Raw genomic sequence first — 22,567 nt, 5'->3', positions numbered from 1 at the left:
GGCCGCCCTGGCCGCGGTGCCACCAGGGCGGCGGGGGCGTGCGGCGGCGGTCGTGCCCGCCGGGTCGTCGCTCGCGATGGTCCTGGGGGCGCCGTTGGGGGTCGTCCTCGCCGACGTGTCCTCGTGGCGCGCCGCGTTCGCGCTGGTCGCGGTGCTCGCCATGGGCGCCGCGGCCGGGCTGTGGCACGCCGGAGCCGGCGCCGCGGACCTCCCGCGGACGACGGCCCGCGAGCGGTTGCGGCCCCTGCGGTCGCCGGCGGTCGTCGGCGTCCTGGGCGTGTCGGCGCTGCTCATGGCCGGCTCGCAGGCGGTGCACGCGCACCTCGACGTCCTGCTGACGGGCGGGCCGGGGCCGGTGCTCGCGGCCATGGGCGTCGGCGGGGTGCTCGGGACGTGGTGTGGCGGCGTCGCCGCCGACCGCTGGGGCGGCCCTCGCGTGGTGGCCGTCGCCGCCGTCGGGCTGGCGGCGGCAGTCGTCGCCGTCACGGCCGACCCGGGCATCCTCGGGCTGCTCCTCGCGGCCGTCGGCTGGGGTGCCGCGGCCTGGGCGTGCATCCCTGGCCAGCAGCACCGGCTGGCCGGGCTGGCCGCCGGCCCGCTGCCGGTCGTGCTGGCCCTCAACGGCACGGCCGTCCACCTCGGTTTCGCCGCCGGCACACTGCTCGGCGGCCTCGCGCTCGACGCCCCCGACGGGGGCGCGGACGCGGTCCGGCTCGTCGTCGCGGCCTGCTGCGGCGCCGGCCTGCTCCTGCACCTGCTCCTGATCAGAAGGGACCGATCATGATCACCACCGCGGATCGCGTCGCCGAGCTGGGCACCGTCCTGGGGATCTGGGCCCACCCCGACGACGAGGCCTACCTGTCCGGCGGCCTCATGGCACTGGCCCGCGCGCACGGGCAGCGGGTGGTCTGCGTGACCGCCACCCGCGGCGAGCGCGGGACCTCCGACCCGCAGACCTGGCCGCCGGACCGGCTGGCCGAGGAGCGCACCGGCGAACTGGCCCACTGCCTGGGGATCCTCGGCGTGCGCGAGCACCGGTTCCTCGACTACCGGGACGGGGAGTGCGCCGATGCGGACGCGGAGGTCGCGATCGCCCGGCTCGCCGGGATCGTCGAGGAGGTCCGCCCGGACACCGTGCTGACCTTCGGACCCGACGGGATCACCGGGCACTCCGACCACCGGACCGTGTCCGCGTGGACGAGCGCCGCCGTCGAGCGGGCCGCGCCGCCCCACACCCGGCTGCTGCACGCCGCCGTGCCCGCGCGGCACGCCCGGCGGTGGGCCGGGGTCGACGCCGAGCTCGGCGTGTACGAGCCCGGGTACCCGCTGGTCGTCGAGCAGGACCGGCTCAGCATCGACCTGGCGCTGCCGCCCGTGGTCGCCGCGCGCAAGGTCCGCGCGCTGGCGGCGCAGACGACCCAGACCGCGGGGCTGATCGAGGCGCTGGGCCGGGAGCGGTACACGGCCTGGGTGAGCGAGGAGTCCTACCTCGAGGCGGAGCGGGCGCCGCTGGTGGCCGCCTGAACCCGGTCCGCGCGGGTGACGGCCTCGCGGGCCAGCCGGAGGATCTCCGTCCGGTCGGGCACCGGCCCGTCGGGCGACGGAACGGGCCGGGCCCCGGCGACGGCGGGCGCGTCGGGGGCGAGGTCGGCGGCGGCGTCGATCAGGGCCGCCGTCCGGTCGTCGCCGAGGGTGCGCAGCAGGTCGGCGAGGTTGCGCAGGGTGGTCCAGAGGTGGGTCCAGTTGCCGGTGCGCGCGAAGCCGTCGACGACCCGGGTGTAGCCGCGGAGGGCGTCGTGCACCCGGCCGGCCCGGGCCAGTACCGCGAGCAGCCCGACGCTGGCCACGCCGGCCAGGAACGTCGCGCCGACGCCGCGGGCCAGGCGCAGCGCCGTTCGGTAGTGGGCCTCGGCCGCCTCGAGGTCGCCGGCCAGGCCCTCGATCTCCCCGGCGACGTAGGCCGCCCACGAGCGCATCGACGGGGACACCGCGGCCGCCGTGCCCCGCCCGTTGAGCTCGCGGGCCGTGTCGAGGTCGCCCCCGTACGCGGCGGCGAGGGCCGCGATCCCGAGGCACTCCCGGTGCTCCCCGACGGCCGCGACCGCGGCCAGCGCGTGCTCGGCCGTCGCCTCGAACTCACCGCGGGCCAGGGCCACGACGGCCAGCGCCATCCGGCCGTACCAGGCGTCGTCCGGGTCCGGGCCACGCTTGAGGCCGGTCCGCGCGAGCCGCTCCGCGCCGGCCGCGTCGCCGCGGTGGTAGACCGCCTCCGCCGCGACGCCCAGCACCGCGGCCGCGCGGGGGTGTGCGGCCAGCGCCGGATCGGCCGCGAGCTCCTCGGCCCACCCCCGCAGCTCGACGAGGTCGCGGTAGCCGATCGCCTCGAACAGGGCGACCACGATCGCCGCCGCGGAGTCGAGATCCGCGCGCCGTCGGGCGAGCCGCCAGGCCACACGGAGGTTCGCGATCTCGCGGCGCAGGGTCGCGTCCGCCTCGGCCTCGTCCGCGCCGTCGAGCCCCGCCCGGATCCGCTCGGTCAGCCCGACCGCCCAGCGCACCAGGAGCGCCTCGGCCGCGGGCACCTCGCCGGCCGCGGCCAACCGGTCGGAGCCGAAGGCGCGCAACGTCTCCAGCATCCGGTACCGGGTCCCGTCGGCGAAGTCGGCGTCGAGCAGCGAGGCGTCGACGAGCCGGGCCAGCAGGCCGCCGGGGTCCCCGCCGAGGCCGAGGTCGGCGGCCAGCTGCTCGGCGGTGTCGAGGTCCGCCCCGTCGGCGAACAGCGCGAGATGGCGGAACAGCCGCTGCTCGTCGTCGGTGAGCAGCTGGTACGACCACTCGATCGTCGCGCGCAGGGTGCGGTGCCGGGCGTCGCCGGTCCGCGCACCGCCGAGCAGGTCGAGCGAGCGGTCGAGCCGGGCGTGCAGGTCGGCCAGCGACAGGCTGGACAGCCGGCCCGCGGCGAGCTCGATCGCCAGCGGCAGCCCGTCGAGCCGGCGCACGATGTCCGCGACCAGCCGCAGCTCCGCCGGCCCGGGCGGCGGCCCGGGCCGGGCGCGGCGGGCCCGCTCGAGGAACACCGCGACCGACGCCGATGCAGCCACCTCGCCGCCGGGCTGCGGCACCGGCAGCGGGGCCAGCCGGTAGGTGTACTCGGCGGCCAGTCCCAGCGGCTCCCGGCTCGTGGCCAGCACGGACAGCCGCGGGCAGGCCGCGAGGAGGGCCTCGACGAGCTCGCGCGCGCCGGCGAGGAGGTGCTCGCAGTTGTCGACGACGAGCAGGCCGGGCCGGTCGCCGAGCAGTGCCAGGCAGGAGGCCAGGACGTCGCCGCGGGAGACCACCAGGTCGAGGGCGGACGCGAGGGCGTGCGGCAGGCCGGCGGGATCGGTGACCGGAGCCAGCAGCACCACGGGCGCCTCACCGCGGCCGGCGACCTCCAGCGCGACCCGGGTCTTGCCCACCCCGCCCGGACCCACCACGGTCACCAGCCGCTCCTCGGAGAGCAGCCGGTGCAACGCGCTCACCTGCTCCTCGCGGCCGATCAGCCGGGTCGCCGGCGTCGGGCGTCCGGGCGCGGCGGGAGCGGGCCCGGCCGCCCCGGCCGCGACGGCCCGCTCGACCTCGCCGAGCGCCGGTGACGGGTCGAGCCCGGTCTCGTCGGCCAGCATCCGCCGGAACTCCCGGCCCACCCGCAGCGCCTTGGCCGGCTGTCCGCTCGCGGCGAGCGCCCGCATCAGCAGCACCGCGCCCGGCTCGCGGAGCGGGTCGGCCGCGTGAGCCGCCGCCGCCTGTCCCAGGACGCCGGCGCCGTCGCCCGCCTCCACGGCCCGGCCGACCAGCGCGTCCGTCACCTCCTGACGCAGCCGCTCCTGCTCCTCGACGGCCACGGCGATCGGCGGGACGTCGGTCAGGTCCGCGAGGACGGGGCCGCGCCACAGTGCGTGCGCCTGTCGCAGCAGCGGAAGAGCGGCCGCCGGGTCGTCGAGGCCCCTCGTCCGGGCCAGCAGCGCCCGGGCCTGCGCGAGATCCAGCTCGTCGGCCGCCAGCTCGAGCCGGTACCCGTCCTGCAGGGTCCGCAGCCGGTCGGCCGCCGGACCGAGCAGCGTGCGCAGCCGCGAGACGTGCGTGTGCAGGGCCTGCCGGCCGGAGTCGGGGACGCCGCCGGGCCACAGGGCGTCGAGCAGGTGGTCGACCGGCACGGTGCGGCCCCCGGCCAGCGCGAGGAGGGCGAGCGCGGCGCGGCGTTTCGGGCCGGGGACCTCGACCGGCGTCCCGTCGACGAGCAGGCGCAACGGCCCGAGCACCTCGACGCGCACGCCGCCCATCCCCCACCTCCGCCGACAGCATGCCCGGGCGGCGGGAGTGCTGTCAGCGCCCGGACAGCCGGAGCCAGGCCCGTGCAAGCCCGGGGGCGCACGGTCGTCGTCGACCGGCACCCGAGCCGGGCGGACGGAAGGAGCAGGGATGGATCAGGACACGGTGGCCGAGTTCCTCGGGCGTTTCGTCACCGAGATCGGCGCCACGGGCGCCGCCGGATCGGTCGCGGTCGGCAACCGCCTCGGCCTCTACACGGCGCTGGCCGACGGCCCGGCCACACCCGCGGCCTTCGCCGCGCGCACCGGGTGCCACGAGCGTCCGCTCACCGAGTGGCTGCGCGGGCAGGCCGCGGGCGGCTACATCACCTACGAGCCCCGGACCGGCGAGTTCTCGCTGACCGAGGAGCAGGCCTACTGCCTCGTCGACCCGGACGGGCCGAACATCTCCGCGGCGTACCGGCTGGTGCTGGGTTATCTGCGGGCCGACGAGAAGATCGCGGAGAGCTTCCGCACCGGAACCGGGGTGCCCTGGGACGCGCACGACGAGGACGTCTTCCACGGTTGCGCCGCCTTCTACCGCTCCGGATACGTCGCGGAGCTGGTGCAGAACTGGATCCCCGCGCTCGACGGCGTGCAGGCGAAGCTGGAGGCCGGTGCCCGCGTCGCCGACGTCGGCTGCGGGCTCGGCGAGTCCGCGCTGCTGATGGCGAAGGCCTTCCCGCGCAGCACGTTCGCCGGCTCGGACTACCACGCGGAGTCGGTCGTCGAGGCGCGCAAGCGGACCGCCGACGCCGGCGTGGCCGACCGGGTGACCTTCGAGGTCGCCTCCGCGCAGGAGTTCACCGGCACCGGGTACGACCTGGTCGCGATGTTCGACTGCCTGCACGACATGGGCGATCCGGTCGGGGCCGCCCGCCGGGTCCGGGAGGCGCTGGCACCGGACGGGACCTGGATGGTCGTCGAGCCGGCTGCGGGCGACACCGTCACGGACAACCTCCACCCGGTCGGCCGGCTTTACTACAGCGGCTCGACGTTCCTCTGCGTACCCAACGCGCTCTCCCAGCCCGGGGGCTACGCCCTCGGCGCGCAGGCGGGCGAGTTCCCGATCCGGCAGATCGCGGCGGAGGCCGGCTTCACCCGGTTCCGCAAGGCCGCCGAGACGGCGTTCAACGCGGTCTACGAGATCCGGCCCTGAGATCCGGCCCTGAGATCCGGCCCTGAGATCCGCTCCTGAGATCCGGCCGATCCGGCCCCGGGGGACGACGGGGCGGCGGCCGGACCTCCCGGCCGCCGACCCCGAGCTGGCACGATCGTCGGGCATGGACACCGCACAGCTGGACGCCGCCGGGCGCGAGGAGCGGGCCGCGCGGGCGCGCAGCCTCGTCGAGCGGATGGCCGCCGAACGGATCGCCGCGATCGCGCTGACCTTCGTCGACACCGCCGGCATCACCCGGGCCAAGGGCGTGCCGCTGGCGGCGTTCGAGCACGCGGCGGCGTGGGGCGTCGGTGCCACCCCGGTGTTCGACGCGTTCGGCGTCGACGACTCGATCGCCGCCACCACGGTGGCGAACCCGACCGGGGATCTGCGGCTCCTCCCCGACCTGGACCGGCTCGTCGCCCTCGCCGCCCAGCCCGGGTGGGCCTGGGCGCCCGCGGACCGGTGGACCCAGGAGGGCGGGCCGCACCCCGGCTGCGCACGGCTCCTCGCCGCCCGGACGGTCGACCGCCTGGCCGACGCGGGACTGACAGCGCGGGCCGCCTTCGAGGTCGAGTGGGTGGTGTACCGGGCCGCGGACGGCGAGCCGGAGCCCGCCGCGACCGGCCCGGCGTACGGCATGACCCGGCTGGTCGAGCTGTCGGACTACGGCGTCGACCTGCTCCGCGCGCTCGCCGCCGAGGGTGTCGACGTCCGGCAGTTCCACCCGGAGTACACGCCGAGCCAGTTCGAGCTGTCGGTCGCGCCGGAGCCGCCCGTCGCGGCCGCCGACACCGCCGTCCTCGTGCGCACCACGATCCGCGCGGTCGCCGCCCGGCACGGTCTCGCGGTCTCCTTCGCACCGAGCGTCGCGGACCCCGGCGTCGGCAACGGCGGCCACCTGCACGTCTCCCTCGACCGCGACGGGCGCAACGTCTTCTCCGGGGGAGACGGCCGGTTCGGGCTGACCCCCGAGGCCGAGGCGTTCACCGCCGGGATCCTGGACCGGCTGCCCGCGCTGCTGGCCGTCGGCGCCCCCAGCGTCGCGAGCTACCTGCGGCTGCTGCCCTCGCACTGGGCGGGGGCCTACGCCTGCTGGGGCCGGGAGAACCGGGAGGCCGCGGTCCGGCTGGTCACCGGCTCCCACGGCGAGGAGACGACCGCGGCCAACGTCGAGGTCAAGTGCTTCGACCAGGCCGCCAACCCGTACCTCGTGATCGCGGGCGTGCTCGCGGCCGGGCTGGCCGGCCTGGACGAGGGCGACACCCTGCCGGAGCCGGTGCACGCGGACCCCGCCGGCCTGCCCGACGACGAGCGCGCCCGGCTCGGCGTGGAGCGCCTGCCCACCGACCTCGCCACCGCCGTCGCGGCGTTCGAGGCCGAGCCGGCCCTGACCGGGGCCTTCGGCCCGGCGCTCACCGAGACGCTGCTCGCCGTGCGCCGGGCGGAGGCCGACACCTTCGCCGGCCGGACCGCCGCGGAGATCATCGCCGCCACCCGGTGGCGGTGGTGACCGCCTGGGCCGAGGAGCTGCGGCTCGTCGACCATCACTGCCACAGCGTGGTCACCGACGAGCTCGACGCCGCCGCGTTCGGTGCGCTGCTCACCGAGGCGCCCGCGCCTGCCGGCGACCCGTGGGACTCGATGCTCGGCCTCGCGGTGCGCCGCGAGTGCGCCCCGGTCCTCGACCTCCCGCGGCACGCCCCGCCGGCGGACTACCTGGCCCGCCGACGGGAGCTCGGCGCGCCCGTGGCGACCCGTCGGCTGCTCGCCGCCACCGGCTCGGACGCCCTGCTCGTCGACCACGGCCTACGGGCCGCCGACCTGCTCGGGCTCGACGGGCTGTCCACGGCCGCGGGCGCGCCCGTCGCCGAGGTCGTGCGGCTGGAGGCCGTGGCCGAGGACGTCGCGCGGTCGGGAGTGCGCCCGGCCGACTACGCCGACGCGCTCGTCGAGGAGCTCGCCCGGCGCACCGCGGGCGCGGTCGCGTGCAAGTCGATCCTGGCCTACCGGCACGGCTTCGACGTTCCGCCGGGCCGCCCCGCACCGGCCGAGGTCGCGGCCGCCGCCGCGGAGTGGTCGCGCACCGGCGGCCGCCTCGCCGATCCGGTCCTGCTGCGGCACGCGCTGTGGTGCGGTGTGGACCGCGGCCTGCCGGTGCAGCTGCACACCGGCTTCGGCGACCCGGACGAGGACCTGCACCGGGCGAATCCGGTGCTGCTCACGGACTTCTGCCGGGCCACGGCGGGCACGGGCACGCCGATCGTGCTGCTGCACTGCTACCCGTACCACCGCGAGGCGGCCTGGCTGGCCCAGGTGTTCCCGCACGTGTGGTTCGACGTCGGGCTGGCCTCCACCTACGTCGGGCACCGCGCGGCCGAGGTGCTCGCCGAGGCGCTGGAGCTCGCCCCGTTCGGCAGGCTCCTCTACTCCTCCGACGCCTTCGGGCTGCCCGAGCTGTACCTGGTCGCGGCCCGCGCCTTCCGCCGCGCCGCCGCCCGGGTGCTGGGCGGCTGGGTCGCCGAGGACCAGGCCGCCGAGGACGAGGTGCGGCGGATCGCCGCGATGATCGCCGGCGGGAACGCCCGCGCCCTCTACCGGGTGCCGTGATCAGCCGAGCCCGAGGACCCGCACGGCGTTGTCCTTGAGGATCAGCGCCCGGACGTCGTCCTTGATCTCCAGGTCCGCGAAGTCGGCGAGCCACCGGTCCGGGGTGATGACCGGGAAGTCCGAGCCGAACAGCACCTTCCCCCGCAGCATGGTGTTCGCCGCCCGCACCAGCTGCGGCGGGAAGTACTTCGGCCGCCAGCCGGACAGGTCGATGAACACGTTGGCCTTGTGCGTGGCGATCGAGATGGCCTCGTCCTGCCACGGCACGGACGGGTGCGCCATCACGATCGTGAGGTCGGGGAAGTCCGCGGCGACGTCGTCGAGCAGCATCGGGGCGGAGTACCGCAGCTTGATCCCGTGCCCGCCCGGCAGGCCCGCTCCGATCCCGGTCTGCCCGGTGTGGAACAGCGCCGGCACGCCGGCCTCGGCGATCGCCTCGTACAGCGGGTAGTACCTCGGGTCGTTGGGCTCGAAGGCCTGCAGCGACGGGTGGAACTTGAACCCGCGGGCACCGCGCTCGACGAGCGTGCGGATCCGCGTGACGGCCGCCTTGCCGGCGTGCGGGTCCACCGAGCCGAACGGGATCAGCACGTCCGGGAACTCGGCGGCGCCGTCGAGGATCTCCTCGCTGGACAACGCCGGGTGCCCGGTACCCGAGGCCGCGTCGACGGTGAACACCACGGCGGCCATGTCGCGCTCGCGGTAGTGCTCCGCGATCGCCGCGACGGTCGGCGTGCGGTCCTGGTCGGCGCGGAAGTACTGCGCCGAGGCGTCCATCAGCTCCTGGTCCAGCGAGAAGCAGCCGTGTCCGTCCTGCTCGACGTGGGTGTGCACGTCGATCGCGACCAGCCGGTCGATGTTCACGTGTCCTCCGGGGTTCCGCTTCGGTGCGCCACGGCACCGTATCAAGCTTCCTGAGATAGCGGGAGCCCCGGTCGGTGCACCCCGACCGGTCATCGCGCGTCGGGCCGATCGACCAGGCGGAGGACCTCGGCCACCAGTCCGCGGTGTCGCTGCACCACGTCGGCGCCCTCCTCGGCCGCGGCCCGGGCCAGGTCGTCCGTCGCCACCCGCAGCGCCGCGTTGACCACCGCGGCCCGCGCCCGCACCTCCAGCGAGTGGGGCGGCAGATCGAACCGCGCGGCGAGCGCGGCGGCGATGGCCGTCTCGGCCCGCTCGTGCAGCACCAGCCAGACGGCACGGAGGGCGGGCTCGTCGCGCGTCAGGTGGACCACGGCGAGCACGGCGTCGAGGTCCGCGCGCGAGTCCTCCGGCACCACCGTGTACCGCTCGCGCAGGTGATCGGCGAGCGCGACGCCGCGCGGCCAGGTGCGGAGCACGGCCTGGAAGGCCTCCAGGGACTGCGAGAGCAGCGGCTCCACGCAGCTCTCCTTGCTGCGGAACGAGCGCCACAGGGTGCGCTCCGAGACGCCCGCGGCCCGCGCGATCTGCTCGCCGGACGTCGTCGCCACGCCTTGCGCCCGGAACAGCCGGACCGCATGCCGGGAGATCTCCAGGCGCTGCGCACGGCGGCGCTCCTCACTGACCGGCGGCCGGCCCCGACGGGTGCGCGGCTCCGTCACCTCCATGCGCCCTCCGGTTCCGTCGCGGAGCGGCCAGCCTACGGGCGGTGTCCGGCTCGTCCCGGTCGTCCTTTAATTGGCAGACACTGCCAGAAAATCGTACGGTCGGGGGTGCGCCCTTTCGGAAGGAGAGTCATGACCGCAGTCGCCCCGCCCACCACGGACCACACCGAGCGCGACCGCCCCGACCGCCGGCTGCCCTTCACCCGCCCCAACATCCTCGAGCTCGCCCCGCTGTACGAGGTGCTGCGCCGCGAGGCCCCGGTCGCGGCCGTCACCACCCCCGCCGGCGACCCCGCGTGGCTGGTCACCCGGTTCGACGAGGTGCGCGAGCTGCTCGGGGACAAGCGCCTCGGCCGCTCGCACCCGGAGCCCGAGCGCGCGGCCCGCATCTCCCACGCCGCCGTCCAGGACGGGCCGACCGGCTCCTACGAGACCGAGCAGGCCGACCACACCCGGATGCGACGACTGCTCACGCCGGCCTTCTCCGCGAAGCGGATGCTGCGGCTGGGCGACCACGTCCAGGAGCTCGTCGACGGCTACGTCGACCGCATGGTCGCCGCGCACGAGGCCGGCGAGGCCGTCGACCTGCACACCGCGCTCGCGCTCCCATTGCCCGTCGCGGTGATCTGCCGGCTCCTCGGCGTCCCGGAGGAGGACCGCGAGCACTTCCGGTCGCTGTCGGACCGCATGGCCACCTACTCCGAGGACGGCGACGCGCACCGCGCCCGCGCCGAGTTCGGGCGGTACATGGCCGGGCTGGCCGAGGCCAAGCGCGCGCACCCGACCGAGGACGTCATCTCCGACCTCGTGCAGGCCCAGGCCGCCGACGAGGCCTTCGACCACGAGGAGATGATCCGGCTCTCCGTCGGCCTGCTCTTCGCCGGCCACGAGACCACCGTCAACCGGATCGGGCTCGGCACCCTGTTCCTGCTCACCCGGCGCGAGCACTGGGACCACCTCGTCACCGACCCGGACGGCCGGGTCAACGCCACGGTCGAGGAGATCATGCGGCTCGGCGCGCCCGGCGACCTCGGCCTGCTCCGGTACGCCCACACCGACCTCGACGTCGCGGGCGTGACCATCCGGCGCGGCGACGCCGTGATCCTCTCGATCAACGCCGCGAACCGCGACCCCGAGGCCTTCGCCGACGCCGAGACCTTCGACCCCGACCGGGCCGAGCACTCCCACCTCGGCTTCGGGCACGGCGCCCACTTCTGCATCGGCGCGAGCCTCGCCCGCGTAGAACTGCGGACGGTCTTCGCCACCCTCGCCCGCCGACTGCCCGGCCTGCGCCTGACCGCCACCCTCGACGACATCGACGTCCGCACCGACCACATCACCGGCGGGGTCACCGAGCTGCCCGTGACCTGGTGACGCCCGCCTGAGACGACCCGCCAGCCGCCGGAGTGTCGACGGCCGGCGGTCGCGTAGGGAACTCAAGATCGCCGGTCGGGACCGGACCCGGCCGCACGCGGCGGCGAGCGGTCCGAGACGGCGATCATGGCGCGGCGCGGGCCCACAGCGGGCTCGCCTATGCCCATGATCGCTGATCGAGACCGTAGACGGCCACATGTGGCCGCGGATGTCTCGAACGGTGATCACAGCGCAGTTTCCATGATCGTTCTTACGACCACGGAGCCGCCAGAACAGACGCCAGACAATCGGAAGCGATGATCACGATCCATGGCGTGGGCCATCACCGCCGCTCATGATCGCCGGTCGAGACCGACACCGGCCATACCAGGCGGCGAGTGGCCCCTGACGACGTTCATCAAGCGGTCGTGCCGCCGTCAGCTTGACCACCTCTGTCCGTGATCGCCGTCCCGGACCGCACACAGCCACCTACGGCCGACAAATGTCCCAAATGGTGATCATGATCAGGGCCGTGATCGCCACCTGCGACCGGGGAGCCGACAGAACTGTCGCGGAACGGTCACAAGCAGCATTTGTGGAGCCCCCTACACACGACCGCCGACCGCCGGAGATGTCCCGGCGGCCGGCGGTCGCGTCCTGACGGTCAGTCCCCGGCGACGGGGTCGAACCTCCGAACGTCGGCGGGGGCGGCACCGGACGGGGCCGCGGCGCCGTCCCATGGCGACGGCGCACCGAGCTCGACCCGCACGTCGGTGGTGGTGCCGGGCTCGACCCGCACGCTGCGGACATCCGGCGCGTAGCCGGCGGCGGTGAGCGTGTAGGTGCCCGCCGGCAGGTCGGCGAAGGCGAACCCGCCGTCGACCCCCGTGGTGGCGGTGCCGACCACCTCGCCCTCCGGCGAGATCAGCGTCGCGACGGCCTCGGCCACGCCGCGGCCGGTGCGCGCGGCGGTGACCGTGCCGCGCAGCTCGGCCCGGACCGGGAGCTGCAGGTCGACGGCCGCCGCCTCGCCGTCCGCCACCAGGACGGTCGTGACCACGGGCTGGTGGCCGGCCAGCGCGGCGGTGAGGGTGTAGCTCCCCGCGGGGACGCCCTCGATCGCGTAGCCACCGGCCTCGTCCGTACGGGCGGCGCCGGCGACGTCGCCCCGGGCGTCGATCAGCGTGACGGCCGCGCCGGCGGCGGGCTCGATCGCGCCCCGGTCGACGGTGCCGGAGACCCTCCCGCCGCCTGCGAGGGTGATGTCGTGGCGGGCCGGGCGGCCGGCCACGGCGACCATCGACGCCGAGGGCCGCAGCGATCCCGAGGACACGACCAGCAGGTACGTGCCGCCGGTGCGCAGGTGGATCTCGTAGCCGCCGTCGGGCGCGGTGGCGGTCCGGGCGACCTGCTCGCCGCGGGCCCCGGTGAGGGTCACGGCGGCGTCGCGGATCCCGGCTCCGCCGGCGCCGGTCACGAAGCCGTACACCGCCGGGCCGACTCCGTCGGGGTCCTGCGCCGGGCGCGGTCGGGGGCGGGGCGACGGCCGGACGGCCTGCTGGGGCCGGGCGTGCCGGCCGAGCGACCACTCCCCGGCCGGCGCGGCGAGCGCAGCAGGCGCGACGGGCGTGGCGGGTGCGGCCGGCGCAGCGGGCGCAGCGGGCGCGACGGGCACCCCGCGCTCCCCCGGGACGACCGGGATCGGCATGGTGGCGGGCTCGATCGCCGCGGCGGCCGGTGTGGCGAGGGTCGCGGGGGCGACAACGCCGTCCACCTCCTGCCGCTGCTGCTCGATACCGCTCTGGGTGCGCAGCGGCACCTCCTTGATGAACACGATCGCGAGCAGCGAGACCACGGCCAGGCACGCGGAGACCAGGAAGATCGTGGCGGTGCCGTCGCCGTAGGCGGCCCGGACGATGTCGGCGACGAACCCGGGCAGCTGGTTCAGCGAGCCGATCCCGACCTCACCGGAGCCGCCGGCCGGGACCGCGACCCCGGCGTCGGCCAGTCCGTCGGTGGTCAGGGTGGCGACCCGGCTGGCGAGGATCGAGCCGAGGACCGAGACGCCGATCGTGCCGCCGAGCGACCGGAAGAAGGTCACCGTCGACGACGCGGCGCCGAGGTCCTTCGCCTGCACGGTGTTCTGCACCGCGAGCACCAGGTTCTGCATGGTCATGCCCATGCCGAGGCCCAGCACGGCGAGGAAGGTGCCGACCAGGACCATGTTCGTGGCGTGGTCGATCGTGGCGAGCAGGCCGAAGCCGGCGATCATGAGGATCGCCCCGCCGACCAGGAAGCCCTTCCACCTGCCCAGGCGCGAGATGAGCTGCCCGGAGAGGGTGGCCGAGACCGTCGAGCCGATGATCATGGGCAGGGTCAGCAGGCCCGAGGCCGTCGGCGAGTAGCCGCGCGCGATCTGGAAGTACTGGCCGAGGAAGACCGCGCTGCCGAACATCGCCACGCCGACCGCGACGCTCGCGACGGTCGCGAGGGTGGTCGTGCGGTCCTTGAACAGCCGCAGCGGGACGATCGGCTCCGCGGCGCGCGACTCGACGAACACCGCCAGGCCCAGCAGGACGACGCCGATCGCGAGCAGCGACCACGAGGTGCCCGAGGTCCAGGCGAAGTCGTTGCCGGCGAGGGTGACCCAGATCAGCAGGTCGCAGACACCCGCGGCGATCAGGGCCGCGCCGAGGTAGTCGATCTTCACCTGCCGCTTGACCACGGGCAGGTTCAGGGTCCGTTGCACGACGACCAGCGCGACCACCGCGACCGGCGCGCCGACCCAGAAGCACCAGCGCCAGCCCAGCGAGCTGTCGACGATCACGCCGCCGATCAGCGGACCGGCCACGGTGGCCAGGGACATCACCGCGGCGATCGGACCGGTGTAGCGGCCCCGCTCCCGGGGACTGATCATCGCCGCGATCACGATCATGACGAGCGACTGCAGGGCGCCGAGGCCCAGGCCCTGCACTGCGCGCCAGACGATCAGGATGTCGACGGAGTGCGAGAAGCCGGCCAGGATCGACCCGCCGATGTAGAGCACGATCGCGATCTGGACCAGCAGATTCTTGGAGAAGAGGTCCGAGAGCTTGCCCCAGATCGGGGTGCTCGCCGTGGACGACAGCAGGGTCGCGGTGACGACCCAGGTGTACTGGCTCTGCGAGCCGTGCAGGTCCGTGATGATCGTCGGCAGCGCGTTGGACACGATCGTCGACGACAGCAACGCGGTGAACAGCGCCAGCAGCATCCCGGTGAGGGCCTGCAGGATCTGGCTGTGGGTCATGCCGGCGCCGCCGCCGGCCCCGGCAGGGGCACTGCTCCCCGTCCGGGCCCGGGGCGCCTCCTGGGCGTGGGTGATGGACACGGTGTCTTCCTCGTCCTCGTCATTGATTGCTACATGCAACGATAGTCAGATGTATGCACCATGCAAGTTACTGCGAGGTGATCGTGCTCACCGCGTCGACCTCACGGGTCAGGCCACCCCGCCGTTGACGTAGAGGACCTGCCCGTTGACCCACCGCGCGGGGCCGGCCAGGAAGGCCACCGCCTCGGCGATGTCGGCGGGCTCGCCCAGCCGCTCCAGCGGCGGCATCGACGCGAGCCGGTCGACGGCCTCCTGCGGCTTGCCCTCGAGGAACAGCGGTGTGGCCGTGGGGCCGGGCGCCACGGCGTTGACCGTGACGTCGCGACCGCGCAGCTCCTTCGCCAGGATCATCGTGATGGCGTCGACCGCGCCCTTGCTCGCGGCATAGCCGGCGTAGGTGGGCAGCGCGAGCTTCACGACCGAGCTGGAGAAGGTCACGATCGCGCCCCCGGTCCGCACCCGGCCCGCCGCCTCGCGGGCGACCACGATCGTGCCGCGGACGTTGGTGCGGTGCATGCGGTCGAAGTCGTCGAGATCGAGCTCGGCCAACGGCGCGAGCAGCATGATCCCGGCGGTGTGGACCACGACGTCGATGCCGCCGAAGGCCTGCTCGACCTCGTCGAACATCGCCGCCACGGCCTGCTCGTCCGCCACGTACCCGCCGACGACGAGGCTGCGGCCCCCGGCGGCCTCGACCGCGGCCGCGGCCTCCTTCGCGCGCTCGGCGTTGCCGGCGTAGTGCACGGCCACGGCGAACCCGTCGGCGCCGAGCCGCTCCGCCACGGCCCGGCCGATGCCGCCGGAGCCGCCCGTCACGAGCGCGACGCGGGTGGTCTGGGCGGTGGTCATGTCGTCCTCCTTGATGTGTACGATGAGTTCATAAAAGCACATGTGTACGACGAGTTCAATTAGGAGGGTTCGTGGGCCGAGGGCGCCGTCCGACGGAGCAGGTGCGCGGCGAGGTGCTGGCCGCGGCGGGCGCGCTGCTGCTCGACGGGGGCATGGCCGCGTTCACCGTCGACGAGGTGGCGCGGCGCTCGGGCGCGAGCAAGGTGACGATCTACAAGCTGTGGCCGTCCAAGGGCACGCTCGCGCTGGAGGGTTACTTCACCACCGTCGAGGCGGCCCTCGAGTTCCCCGACACCGGGGACGTGCAGGCCGACCTCCGCACCCAGCTGCACGCGTTCGTCGACCTGCTGACCACCACCACGGCCGGGCGCACGGTCGCCGAGCTCATCGGGCACGCGCAGACGGACCCGGAGCTGCGCGAGGCCTACCTGCGCACCTACTCCTCCCCGCGGCGGCGGCTCGCGGTCGAGCGCATGGAACGGGGCCGCGCCGCCGGGCAGCTACGGCCCGACCTCGACCCGGAGACGGTCGTCGACCAGCTGTGGGGCGCCTGCTACCACCGGCTCCTGGTGCCCGACCTGCCGCTCGACCACGCGACCGCCGACGCGCTCGTCGGCAACCTCTTCCGCGGGATCGGGGCCTGAGTCAGCCCAGCCGGTCGGCGAGCCCGGTCAGCGCGACCACGGCGCCCGCGACCCCGTCCGGATCGACGCGCAGCCGCAGCCCGGGCAGCATCCCGGCCAGGTCGTGGAACAGCTGGACGCCCGCGCTGGACAGCACCGTGATCCCGTCGAGGTCGATCCGCAACGGGCGGGTCCCGCCGCGCGCGCCCTGCAGCAGCTGCGCCCGCAGCTGGTCCACGGTCGTCAGGTCGACGGGGCCGGACACCGTGGCGACGCCGGCGACCTCGTCGAGGTCCACGGCGAGCTTGTCGTCCCGGGGTCGCGGCTCCGGCGCCGGCGGCGGCACCCCGATCGTGACCGGGCGGCCCAGCCGGCGGCGGAGCCGCACCGTCGTGCCCGCGGGGCCCTGCTCGATCACGGTGTCGTCGGTCAGCTCGCGCATCATCAGCACGCCGCGCCCGCCGACCACCGGGCCGGGGGGCGGCGGCCGCCAGCGTCCGGCGTCGGCGACGGTCAGCCGGACCGCGCCGTCCGCGCCCAGCTCCGCCTCGAACCGCACCGGCCGCTCCGGTCCCTCCGTACCGGCGTACGCGTGCCGGACGACGTTGGAGAGCGCCTCGACCGCCGCGTAGACCAGGGAGTCGACGTCGTCGTCGCCCGCGCCGACCTCCGCCAGCCACCCCGCGAGCCCGCGGCGGACCACCGCCAGCATCGACGGCTCGGCATCCAGATCCAGCACGAACGGCGCCGGCGGCGTGCGGCGCTCGGCGATGACCAGCGTGACGTCGTCCTCGTAGCCCTCGCCGAGGAAACCCATCCGCTCGGTGACCACGGTGGCGAGCCGCTCCACGCCCGAGTCGGGCAGCGTCGTGTCGTCGAGGACACGGTCGTCGAGGTCCCGCCGCGCCGCGGCCGCCGTCCCGGCCAGGGAGGCGACCGTCTCCCCCAGCGGCCGGCCCGGCCGTTCGACGAGCCCGTCGCTGTAGACCAGCAGCGTCTCGCCGACCTCGACCCGGTCCCGGACCCACGCGGCCGCGGGGCCTCCCGTGCCCAACGGTGTCGTGGCGGGCACCGCGAGCCGGCGCGCCCCGTCCGGTCCGACGACGACGGGCGGCGGGTGGGCGTGCGCGGCCACCTCGAGCTCCCCGGTCGCCGGGTCCAGCACGGCCACGCACACACTCGCGGCGCGGGTCGCGCGCTGCCGCGCGGCGAAGCGGTCCAGCCGCTGCAGCGCCGCCGCCGGGGCCTCCCCCGCGTGCAGCGCGTCGAGCGCGACGGCCCGCAGCTGCCCCATCGCGCCGGCCGCGCCCGCGCCGTGGCCCACGACGTCGCCGACCAGCAGCGCGACGCGGTCGTCGGGCAGCACCAGCACGTCGAACCAGTCCCCGCCGGCCGCCAGCTCGTCGCCGGCGACCCGGTAGTGCGCCGTGGTGACGAGCTCGGGGAGCACGGGCACGCCGGTGGGCAGCAGGCTGCGCTGCAGCTCCAGCACGATCTCCGACGCGTGCCGGTACCGCCGCTCCGACGCCGCCGCCGCGAGCTCCGCCTCCTCCTGGCGCAGCGCCTGCGCGGTGGTCTCGGCGATGTGCACGACGAGCCCGCGGACCGTGCCGTCGGCGTGGTGCGTCGGCAGGAAGGTGTAGGTGAAGAAGCCTTCCTCGAGGCGGCCGTCGCCGTCCCGGTCGACCAGCACCCGGCGGTGCTCGGCCGAGACCGGGCGACCCGCGGAGTAGGCCTCCTCCATCATCTCGAAGATCTGCTGCCCCTCCAGCTCCGGCAGCACCTCGCGGATGGGGCGGCCGACGATCCCGGGCCGGAACCCGGCGGAGGCGCGGGCCCCGGTGTTGGCCGCGACGACCCGCAGCTCGGGACCCTCGAAGGCCCAGATGATCGCCGGGACCGACTCGAACGCGTCGAGGACGTCGGCGGGAGCACCGGCGTCGCTCGTGTCGTCGTCCACCGGCATGCCGCAGATCGTGGCACAGCGGCCGGGCGGCCGCGCGGCGCTCCCGTGTCAGAGGTCCGGCGCCGCGGCGTGTAGGGCCGGCCCGGACGTCGCCCAGGCCGTCGACCGCCCCGCCTGCGCCCGGCTCAGGCCGAGCAGGCGCGCTGCGCCGGGACCGTCTCCTCCTCGTCCCGGAGGACGTCGTCGCCGTAGAGCGCCTCGACCCAGTTGCTCTGGTACACGGTGTCCAGGTAGCGCTCACCGAGGTCGGGGGCCAGCGCCACCGACACCGTCCCGGGTGTGCCGTGCTCGGCCAGCCAGCGGGTCGCACCGCTGACGACCGTGCCGGTCGACCCACCGAACAGGAACCCGCGGCGGGCGAGCCGGTGGCACATCCGCACGGTGTCGGCCTCCTCGACGCGCACCACGTCGTCGACCAGGGACCGCTCGAGGAACTGCGACGGCACGCTGCTGCCCAGCCCCGGGATCATCCGCCGCCCCGGCGCATCGCCGAAGGTCACCGAACCCGCTGCGTCGACCGCCACGATCCGCACCTCCGGCGCGTACTCGCGGAACCAGCGCGCGCACCCCATCAGGGTGCCGGTGGTGCCTGCGCCCACGAACAACACGTCGAGGTCCGGGAACTCGCGGTGGATCTCCGGCGCGGTCCGCCGGTAGTGCGCCCGCCAGTTGTCGGTGTTGCCGTACTGGTTGAGCCACACGTACTTCTCGTCCGAGGCGAGCAGTTCGCGCACGTGCCGCAACCGGGCGCCGAGCAGCCCCTCCTCCGGGTCGGGGTCGGTCATCACGTGCACCTCGGCCCCCAGCGCCTCCATCATCCGGCGGGTCGCCAGGTTGCACCGGGAGTCGGTCACGCACACGAACCGCAGGCCCTTGCTGGCCGCGAGCAGGCTCAGCGCGACCCCGAGGTTGCCCGACGACGACTCGACCAGCACCGACCACGGGTGGATCACGCCGCGCCGCTCGGCGGCCTCGACCATCTCGGTGGCCGCCTTGAGTTTGATCGATCCTGCGAAGTTGAACCCCTCGCACTTGAGGTGCAGCGGCTGGTCGACGATCGCGGCCAGATCGACGTACAGCGCATCCTCGTTGTACTGATGGGGCTCGGAGATGACGGGCACTGTGGCCCTCCTCGTCTGACTGCTCGCCCGCGGCGCGGTGGCGCCGGCGAGACCGTGATGGAGAACGACGGAGGTTCGGGGTTCCGGTCCGCGGGCGCGCCGAGGCGACCCTCCGCACCGGGGTGGATCTCCGGCCGTCGCGCGGGGCGCGAGGGCGGCCGGTGTGCCGGGTGGGTCCCGCGTGTCGCGGGGTGGTCCGTCCCGGGAATCGGCATTCGAGTGGTCGGTGACCGGTCAGCGCGAACCGGGTGGGAGCCGCACGGGTACGGCGGCCGCGAGCCCCGGTGGCCGGCGGGATCGCCGCCTCCGGGACGTCACCGACGTCGCTCTCCTGATGTCGTCACGAGCGGTCAAGGTTCCCCCCTTCCCGACCGGCGACGGCACCCCCATGCCTCGCCGATCAGTGCCCCGCCGCCCCCTTGCGGCGAGTCGTGCACGTAGATCCCTCCGGAGGACCCGTCTGTTTCACACCGGTCGAGAATTCACTCGGAAAGCGTATATGGGGTTGCGCGACAACAGCGTTCCGTGCCTATCCCGCGACAACCGGGTGATCACACCGATGCCGGCATTCTCCGGGCGATCTCGGCCTGGCCTCGACCTGGCCTCCCCCCGACGGCGTGACCACCGTGGACCCACCGGTCGTCCTCCATCGACTTCGGACGTGATCGCGCGCACACTGCCACCATGACCGCGCCGGACGAGTTCGTCGGGCGACGTGAGGAACTCGGCGTGCTGGCCGAGGAGTTCGACCGGGCGAGGGCCGGCCAGGCGCGGGTGGTGTGGCTGACCGGCGGTGCCGGGATCGGCAAGACCTCCGTGCTGCACCGCTTCCGTGACCGGGCCGGCGCCGGGACGGTGCTGTGGGTCGCCGGCGACGAGGCCGAGGCGGGCCTGCCGTACGGCCTGCTGCGGCAGCTCCTCACAGACGTGCCGGCCGAGCTGGTCGCGGACCTGCCCGTCCTCGCCGCGGGACCGGCGCCCGGGGCCGATCCGGTCGACGTCGGGGCGGCGCTGCTGGAGGTCCTGAGCGCGCTGCAGTCCGCCGGGCCGGTCCTGGTGGTCGTCGACGACGCCCAGTGGGCCGACGAGCTGTCCGTGCGCGCACTGGTGTTCGTGGTGCGGCGACTCCGCCGGGACCAGGTCCTGCTCGTGGCCGGGGTCCGCGCGGAGGACGCGCCGTCGCCGGCCTGGGGCCGCGTCCTCGCCCAGGAGCCGCTCCTGCGCCGGATCTCGCTCACCGGGCTGGTCCCCGACGACGTCGGCGCCCTGTCCGTCGCCCTCGGCGGACCCGAGCTGCCGCCCGCCGCCGCGCGCCGCCTGCGCGACCACACCGAGGGCCACCCGATGCACGTCCGGGCGCTGCTGGAGGAGATCCCGCCGGCCGACCTGCTCGACCTCGCCGTCACCCTGCCCGCACCGCGCTCGTTCGGCTCGCTGGTCCTGGTCCGCGTCGCCGCGCTGTCCCGGCCGGCGCAAGAGGTCGTGTTGACCGCGGCCGTGCTGGGCGTGCGGGCCGCGCTGTCCGACGTGGCCGCGCTGGCCGGGGTGCCGGATCCGCTCGCGGCGCTGGGCGAGGCCGTCGCCGCGGGCGTGCTGCAGGAGGTGCCCGCCGGCGTCCGGCCCGACGTCGTGTTCCGGCATCCGCTGATCCGCGCCGCGGTCTACGCCGACCTGTCCCCCGAGCGGCGGCACAGCCTGCACGCCGCCGCGGCCGAGCGCCTGGGCGGCGCGGCGGCCCTCGAGCACCGGATCGCCGCCGCCGTCGGGCCGGACGCCGTGCTGGCGGCGGAGCTGCAGGAGCTGGGCGAGAGCGAGCGCGCGGGGCGGCGGTGGCGGGACTCGGCGGCGCACCTGCTCGCCGCGGCCGACCTCAGCCCCACCCACCGGGAGCGGTCGGCCCGGCTCGTCGGGGCGCTGGAGTCGATGCTCGCCGGCGGGGACCTCGCCGCGGGCCTGCGGGCGGAGCCGGAGGTGCGGGCGGCGGAGCCGAGCCCCGGGCGCAGCCGCGTCCTCGGCCAGCTCGCCGCGTTCACCGGCCGGTTCGCGGTGGCCCGCGAGGAGCTCACGGCCGCCGTCGAGCAGGGCGGTCGGCAGGACCCCCGGCGGCCGGCCGCGGCGGCGCACCTCGCCCTCGTCTCGCTCATCGAGGGCGACACCGCCCGGGCCGTCACCTCGGCCGAGGAGGCACTCGCCGCCCACGAGGCCTCGGACGTCGCGGCGACGGCGCGGTTCGTGCTGGTCGTCGCGCTGGCCGCCGAGGGCCGCCACGCGGACGCCCGTGCCGTGCTCGACGCCGGCCGGTCCGGCCCGGAGTCCGTCGAGGCCCGGGCGCTGCGCGGGATCCTCGCGCTGTGGTCCGGCGACGCCGCCGGGGCCGCCCGGACCCTCTCGGAGGTGGTCGACGACCGCGCCCAGCACCTGCCGATGCAGGGTCGCCTGCTCACCCTGGGCTACCTCGCCGAGGCGCACTACCGGACGGGCGACTGGCAGGAGGCGACCGTCGAGGCGGAGCTGGCGATCTCGCTGGCCCGGGACGCGGGCGTGGTGATGGGCAGCGGCGTGGTGCGCGCCATCGCCGCCTACGTCGCGGCGGGCCGGGGCGACCGGGAGACGGCGCGCGCCCACACGGCTGCGGCGGCCGGGGTCGCGCAGGCACTCCCGTGGTGGGGCGGGCGCGCGTACGCCGCCCTCGCCGCCGCCACGCTCGCGCAGGCCGAGCACGACCACGCCGCGATGCTGGAGGCGTTGCGGCCCTACGACGATCCCGCGCTCGCCCGGCTGACCGACAACCTCGGGACCGCCGGCTGGCGGGTCCTGCGCACGGAGGCCCTCCTCGGGCAGGGCCGCGAGCAGGAGGCGGACGACGCCCTGCGCGCGCTGGAGGCCCGGATCGCGGGCCGCCCGCCGGGCTGGCCGGAGGTGGAGGCCGCCCGGCTGCGCGGCCTGCGCGAGGAGCTGCGGGCGGACCGCGGAGCCGCGGAACGCGCCTACCGGCAGGGCCTCGCGACGGCCGACGACGTCGGTGCGGCCCTCGGCCGTGCCCGCCTGGAGGTCGCCCTCGGCCGGCTGCTCCTGGCCGGCCCCGAGCGGCGCCCGGCGCTGGACCTGCTGCGGACCGCCCACGACCGGCTCGCCCGCCTCGGCGCCGCCCCGTTCCTCGCGGAGTGCGCCGAGCTGCTCCGCTCCGCCGGGCTGCACCCGCCCTCGTCCGGCGACGCGCTGGGCCTCACCCCGCAGGAGCTGGCCGTGGCCCGCTCCGTCGCCGCCGGGCGCACCAACCGCGAGACGGGTGCGACGCTGTTCATCACCGGCCGCACCGTCGCCTTCCACCTCAGCAACATCTACGCGAAGCTCGGCCTCTCCTCCCGTCGCGAACTGGCCGCGCGGCTGCAGGAGTTCGACGCCTGACCGCCTCCCGGGCGCGCAGCTGGGCCGTGTTCAGAAAGTCCTGGTCGATGGGCTTCGTGATCCAGATCGTGTCTGGCAAGGCGCCGCCCCGGCCTCGTACCGGGCGTACTCGGCCGCGGGCGGCAACGCCGCCGGGCACGATCTGGGCGCGAAGACCGCGATCCGGGGCTTGCTGA

General features: G+C 75.6%; 15 protein-coding genes. 8 read left to right on the top strand and 7 right to left on the bottom strand.

Features of this window, described 5'->3' with window-relative positions:
* Together PKE99_RS24970 and PKE99_RS24965 are read left to right on the top strand one after the other, a co-directional pair.
* A partial coding sequence (locus PKE99_RS24970) for an MFS transporter (RefSeq protein ID WP_271214922.1) occupies positions 1-784 on the top strand: 784 nt, incomplete at its 5' end.
* Positions 781-1,524: a PIG-L deacetylase family protein gene (locus PKE99_RS24965; RefSeq protein ID WP_037049960.1), complete on the top strand. Its 744-nt coding sequence runs from the start codon at positions 781-783 to the stop codon at positions 1,522-1,524. The genes PKE99_RS24970 and PKE99_RS24965, both read left to right, overlap by 4 nt.
* Here the strand turns inward: PKE99_RS24965 and PKE99_RS24960 are convergent.
* On the bottom strand, positions 1,485-4,322 hold the full coding sequence (locus tag PKE99_RS24960) for an AfsR/SARP family transcriptional regulator (RefSeq protein WP_051737915.1): 2,838 nt from the start codon (positions 4,320-4,322) through the stop codon (positions 1,485-1,487). The two genes, PKE99_RS24965 and PKE99_RS24960, sit on opposite strands and share 40 nt — an antisense overlap.
* Positions 4,323-4,461: 139 nt before the next feature.
* On the opposite strand from PKE99_RS24960, the gene PKE99_RS24955 reads away from it, so the two are divergent.
* From PKE99_RS24955 to PKE99_RS24945, 3 genes are all read left to right on the top strand, one after another.
* Positions 4,462-5,508 (top strand): class I SAM-dependent methyltransferase, encoded by a 1,047-nt coding sequence (locus PKE99_RS24955; RefSeq protein WP_037049958.1) that lies wholly within the window; start codon positions 4,462-4,464, stop codon positions 5,506-5,508.
* Between the two features lie 124 nt (positions 5,509-5,632).
* Positions 5,633-7,021 (top strand): type I glutamate--ammonia ligase, encoded by a 1,389-nt coding sequence (locus PKE99_RS24950; protein WP_081924526.1) that lies wholly within the window; start codon positions 5,633-5,635, stop codon positions 7,019-7,021.
* Entirely contained in the window at positions 7,018-8,118 is a 1,101-nt protein-coding gene (locus PKE99_RS24945; RefSeq protein WP_306470754.1) for an amidohydrolase family protein, read from the top strand. Before PKE99_RS24950 ends, PKE99_RS24945 begins: the two co-directional genes overlap by 4 nt.
* Here the strand turns inward: PKE99_RS24945 and couO are convergent, their stop codons facing one another.
* Positions 8,119-8,982, bottom strand: coding sequence for a 4-hydroxyphenyl-beta-ketoacyl-CoA hydrolase (gene couO, locus PKE99_RS24940; RefSeq protein ID WP_037049956.1), 864 nt, complete (start codon positions 8,980-8,982; stop codon positions 8,119-8,121).
* Between the two features lie 89 nt (positions 8,983-9,071).
* Entirely contained in the window at positions 9,072-9,707 is a 636-nt protein-coding gene (locus PKE99_RS24935) for a TetR/AcrR family transcriptional regulator (protein WP_037049954.1), read from the bottom strand.
* A gap of 129 nt (positions 9,708-9,836) precedes the next feature.
* Here PKE99_RS24935 and PKE99_RS24930 point away from each other — a divergent pair, with 129 nt between their 5' ends.
* Positions 9,837-11,078 (top strand): cytochrome P450, encoded by a 1,242-nt coding sequence (locus PKE99_RS24930; protein ID WP_037049952.1) that lies wholly within the window; start codon positions 9,837-9,839, stop codon positions 11,076-11,078.
* Positions 11,079-11,721: 643 nt separating this feature from the next.
* Here PKE99_RS24930 and PKE99_RS24925 read toward each other — a convergent pair.
* Together PKE99_RS24925 and PKE99_RS24920 are read right to left on the bottom strand one after the other, a co-directional pair.
* Positions 11,722-14,424, bottom strand: coding sequence for an MFS transporter (locus PKE99_RS24925; RefSeq protein ID WP_271214921.1), 2,703 nt, complete (start codon positions 14,422-14,424; stop codon positions 11,722-11,724).
* 108 nt (positions 14,425-14,532) lie between these two features.
* Positions 14,533-15,273, bottom strand: a complete 741-nt coding sequence (locus PKE99_RS24920; protein WP_037049949.1) for an SDR family oxidoreductase — start codon at positions 15,271-15,273, stop codon at positions 14,533-14,535.
* 71 nt (positions 15,274-15,344) lie between these two features.
* On the opposite strand from PKE99_RS24920, the gene PKE99_RS24915 reads away from it, so the two are divergent.
* Positions 15,345-15,917 (top strand): TetR/AcrR family transcriptional regulator, encoded by a 573-nt coding sequence (locus PKE99_RS24915; protein WP_037049946.1) that lies wholly within the window; start codon positions 15,345-15,347, stop codon positions 15,915-15,917.
* Position 15,918: 1 nt separating this feature from the next.
* On the opposite strand, the gene PKE99_RS24910 is transcribed toward PKE99_RS24915, so the two are convergent.
* The gene (locus PKE99_RS24910) at positions 15,919-17,862 is read right to left on the bottom strand and encodes a SpoIIE family protein phosphatase (protein ID WP_051737911.1); all 1,944 of its coding nucleotides are present in this window, start codon (positions 17,860-17,862) and stop codon (positions 15,919-15,921) included.
* Positions 17,863-17,987: 125 nt separating this feature from the next.
* The gene (sbnA, locus tag PKE99_RS24905) at positions 17,988-18,983 is read right to left on the bottom strand and encodes a 2,3-diaminopropionate biosynthesis protein SbnA (protein WP_037049943.1); all 996 of its coding nucleotides are present in this window, start codon (positions 18,981-18,983) and stop codon (positions 17,988-17,990) included.
* A gap of 684 nt (positions 18,984-19,667) precedes the next feature.
* Here sbnA and PKE99_RS24900 point away from each other — a divergent pair.
* Positions 19,668-22,391, top strand: a complete 2,724-nt coding sequence (locus tag PKE99_RS24900; RefSeq protein WP_037049940.1) for an ATP-binding protein — start codon at positions 19,668-19,670, stop codon at positions 22,389-22,391.
* The last annotated feature ends 176 nt before the right edge of the window (positions 22,392-22,567 follow it).

It is taken from the genome of Pseudonocardia halophobica, assembly GCF_027922425.1.
In the GTDB taxonomy this organism is placed as follows: Bacteria; Actinomycetota; Actinomycetes; order Mycobacteriales; family Pseudonocardiaceae; genus Pseudonocardia; species Pseudonocardia halophobica.
The sequence above is the reverse complement of the archived record's forward strand: the minus strand, read 5'-3'. Positions and strand labels throughout refer to the sequence as shown.

What these genes read in the sequence shown, in the direction of transcription:
- PKE99_RS24965 (WP_037049960.1), top strand. Translation starts at nt 781, where the DNA reads ATGATCACCACCGCGGATCGCGTCGCCGAGCTGGGCACCGTCCTGGGG.
- PKE99_RS24960 (WP_051737915.1), bottom strand. Translation starts at nt 4,322, where the DNA reads ATGGGCGGCGTGCGCGTCGAGGTGCTCGGGCCGTTGCGCCTGCTCGTC.
- PKE99_RS24955 (WP_037049958.1), top strand. Translation starts at nt 4,462, where the DNA reads ATGGATCAGGACACGGTGGCCGAGTTCCTCGGGCGTTTCGTCACCGAG.
- PKE99_RS24950 (WP_081924526.1), top strand. Translation starts at nt 5,633, where the DNA reads ATGGACACCGCACAGCTGGACGCCGCCGGGCGCGAGGAGCGGGCCGCG.
- PKE99_RS24935 (WP_037049954.1), bottom strand. Translation starts at nt 9,707, where the DNA reads ATGGAGGTGACGGAGCCGCGCACCCGTCGGGGCCGGCCGCCGGTCAGT.
- PKE99_RS24930 (WP_037049952.1), top strand. Translation starts at nt 9,837, where the DNA reads ATGACCGCAGTCGCCCCGCCCACCACGGACCACACCGAGCGCGACCGC.
- PKE99_RS24920 (WP_037049949.1), bottom strand. Translation starts at nt 15,273, where the DNA reads ATGACCACCGCCCAGACCACCCGCGTCGCGCTCGTGACGGGCGGCTCC.
- PKE99_RS24910 (WP_051737911.1), bottom strand. Translation starts at nt 17,862, where the DNA reads ATGCCGGTGGACGACGACACGAGCGACGCCGGTGCTCCCGCCGACGTC.
- PKE99_RS24900 (WP_037049940.1), top strand. Translation starts at nt 19,668, where the DNA reads ATGACCGCGCCGGACGAGTTCGTCGGGCGACGTGAGGAACTCGGCGTG.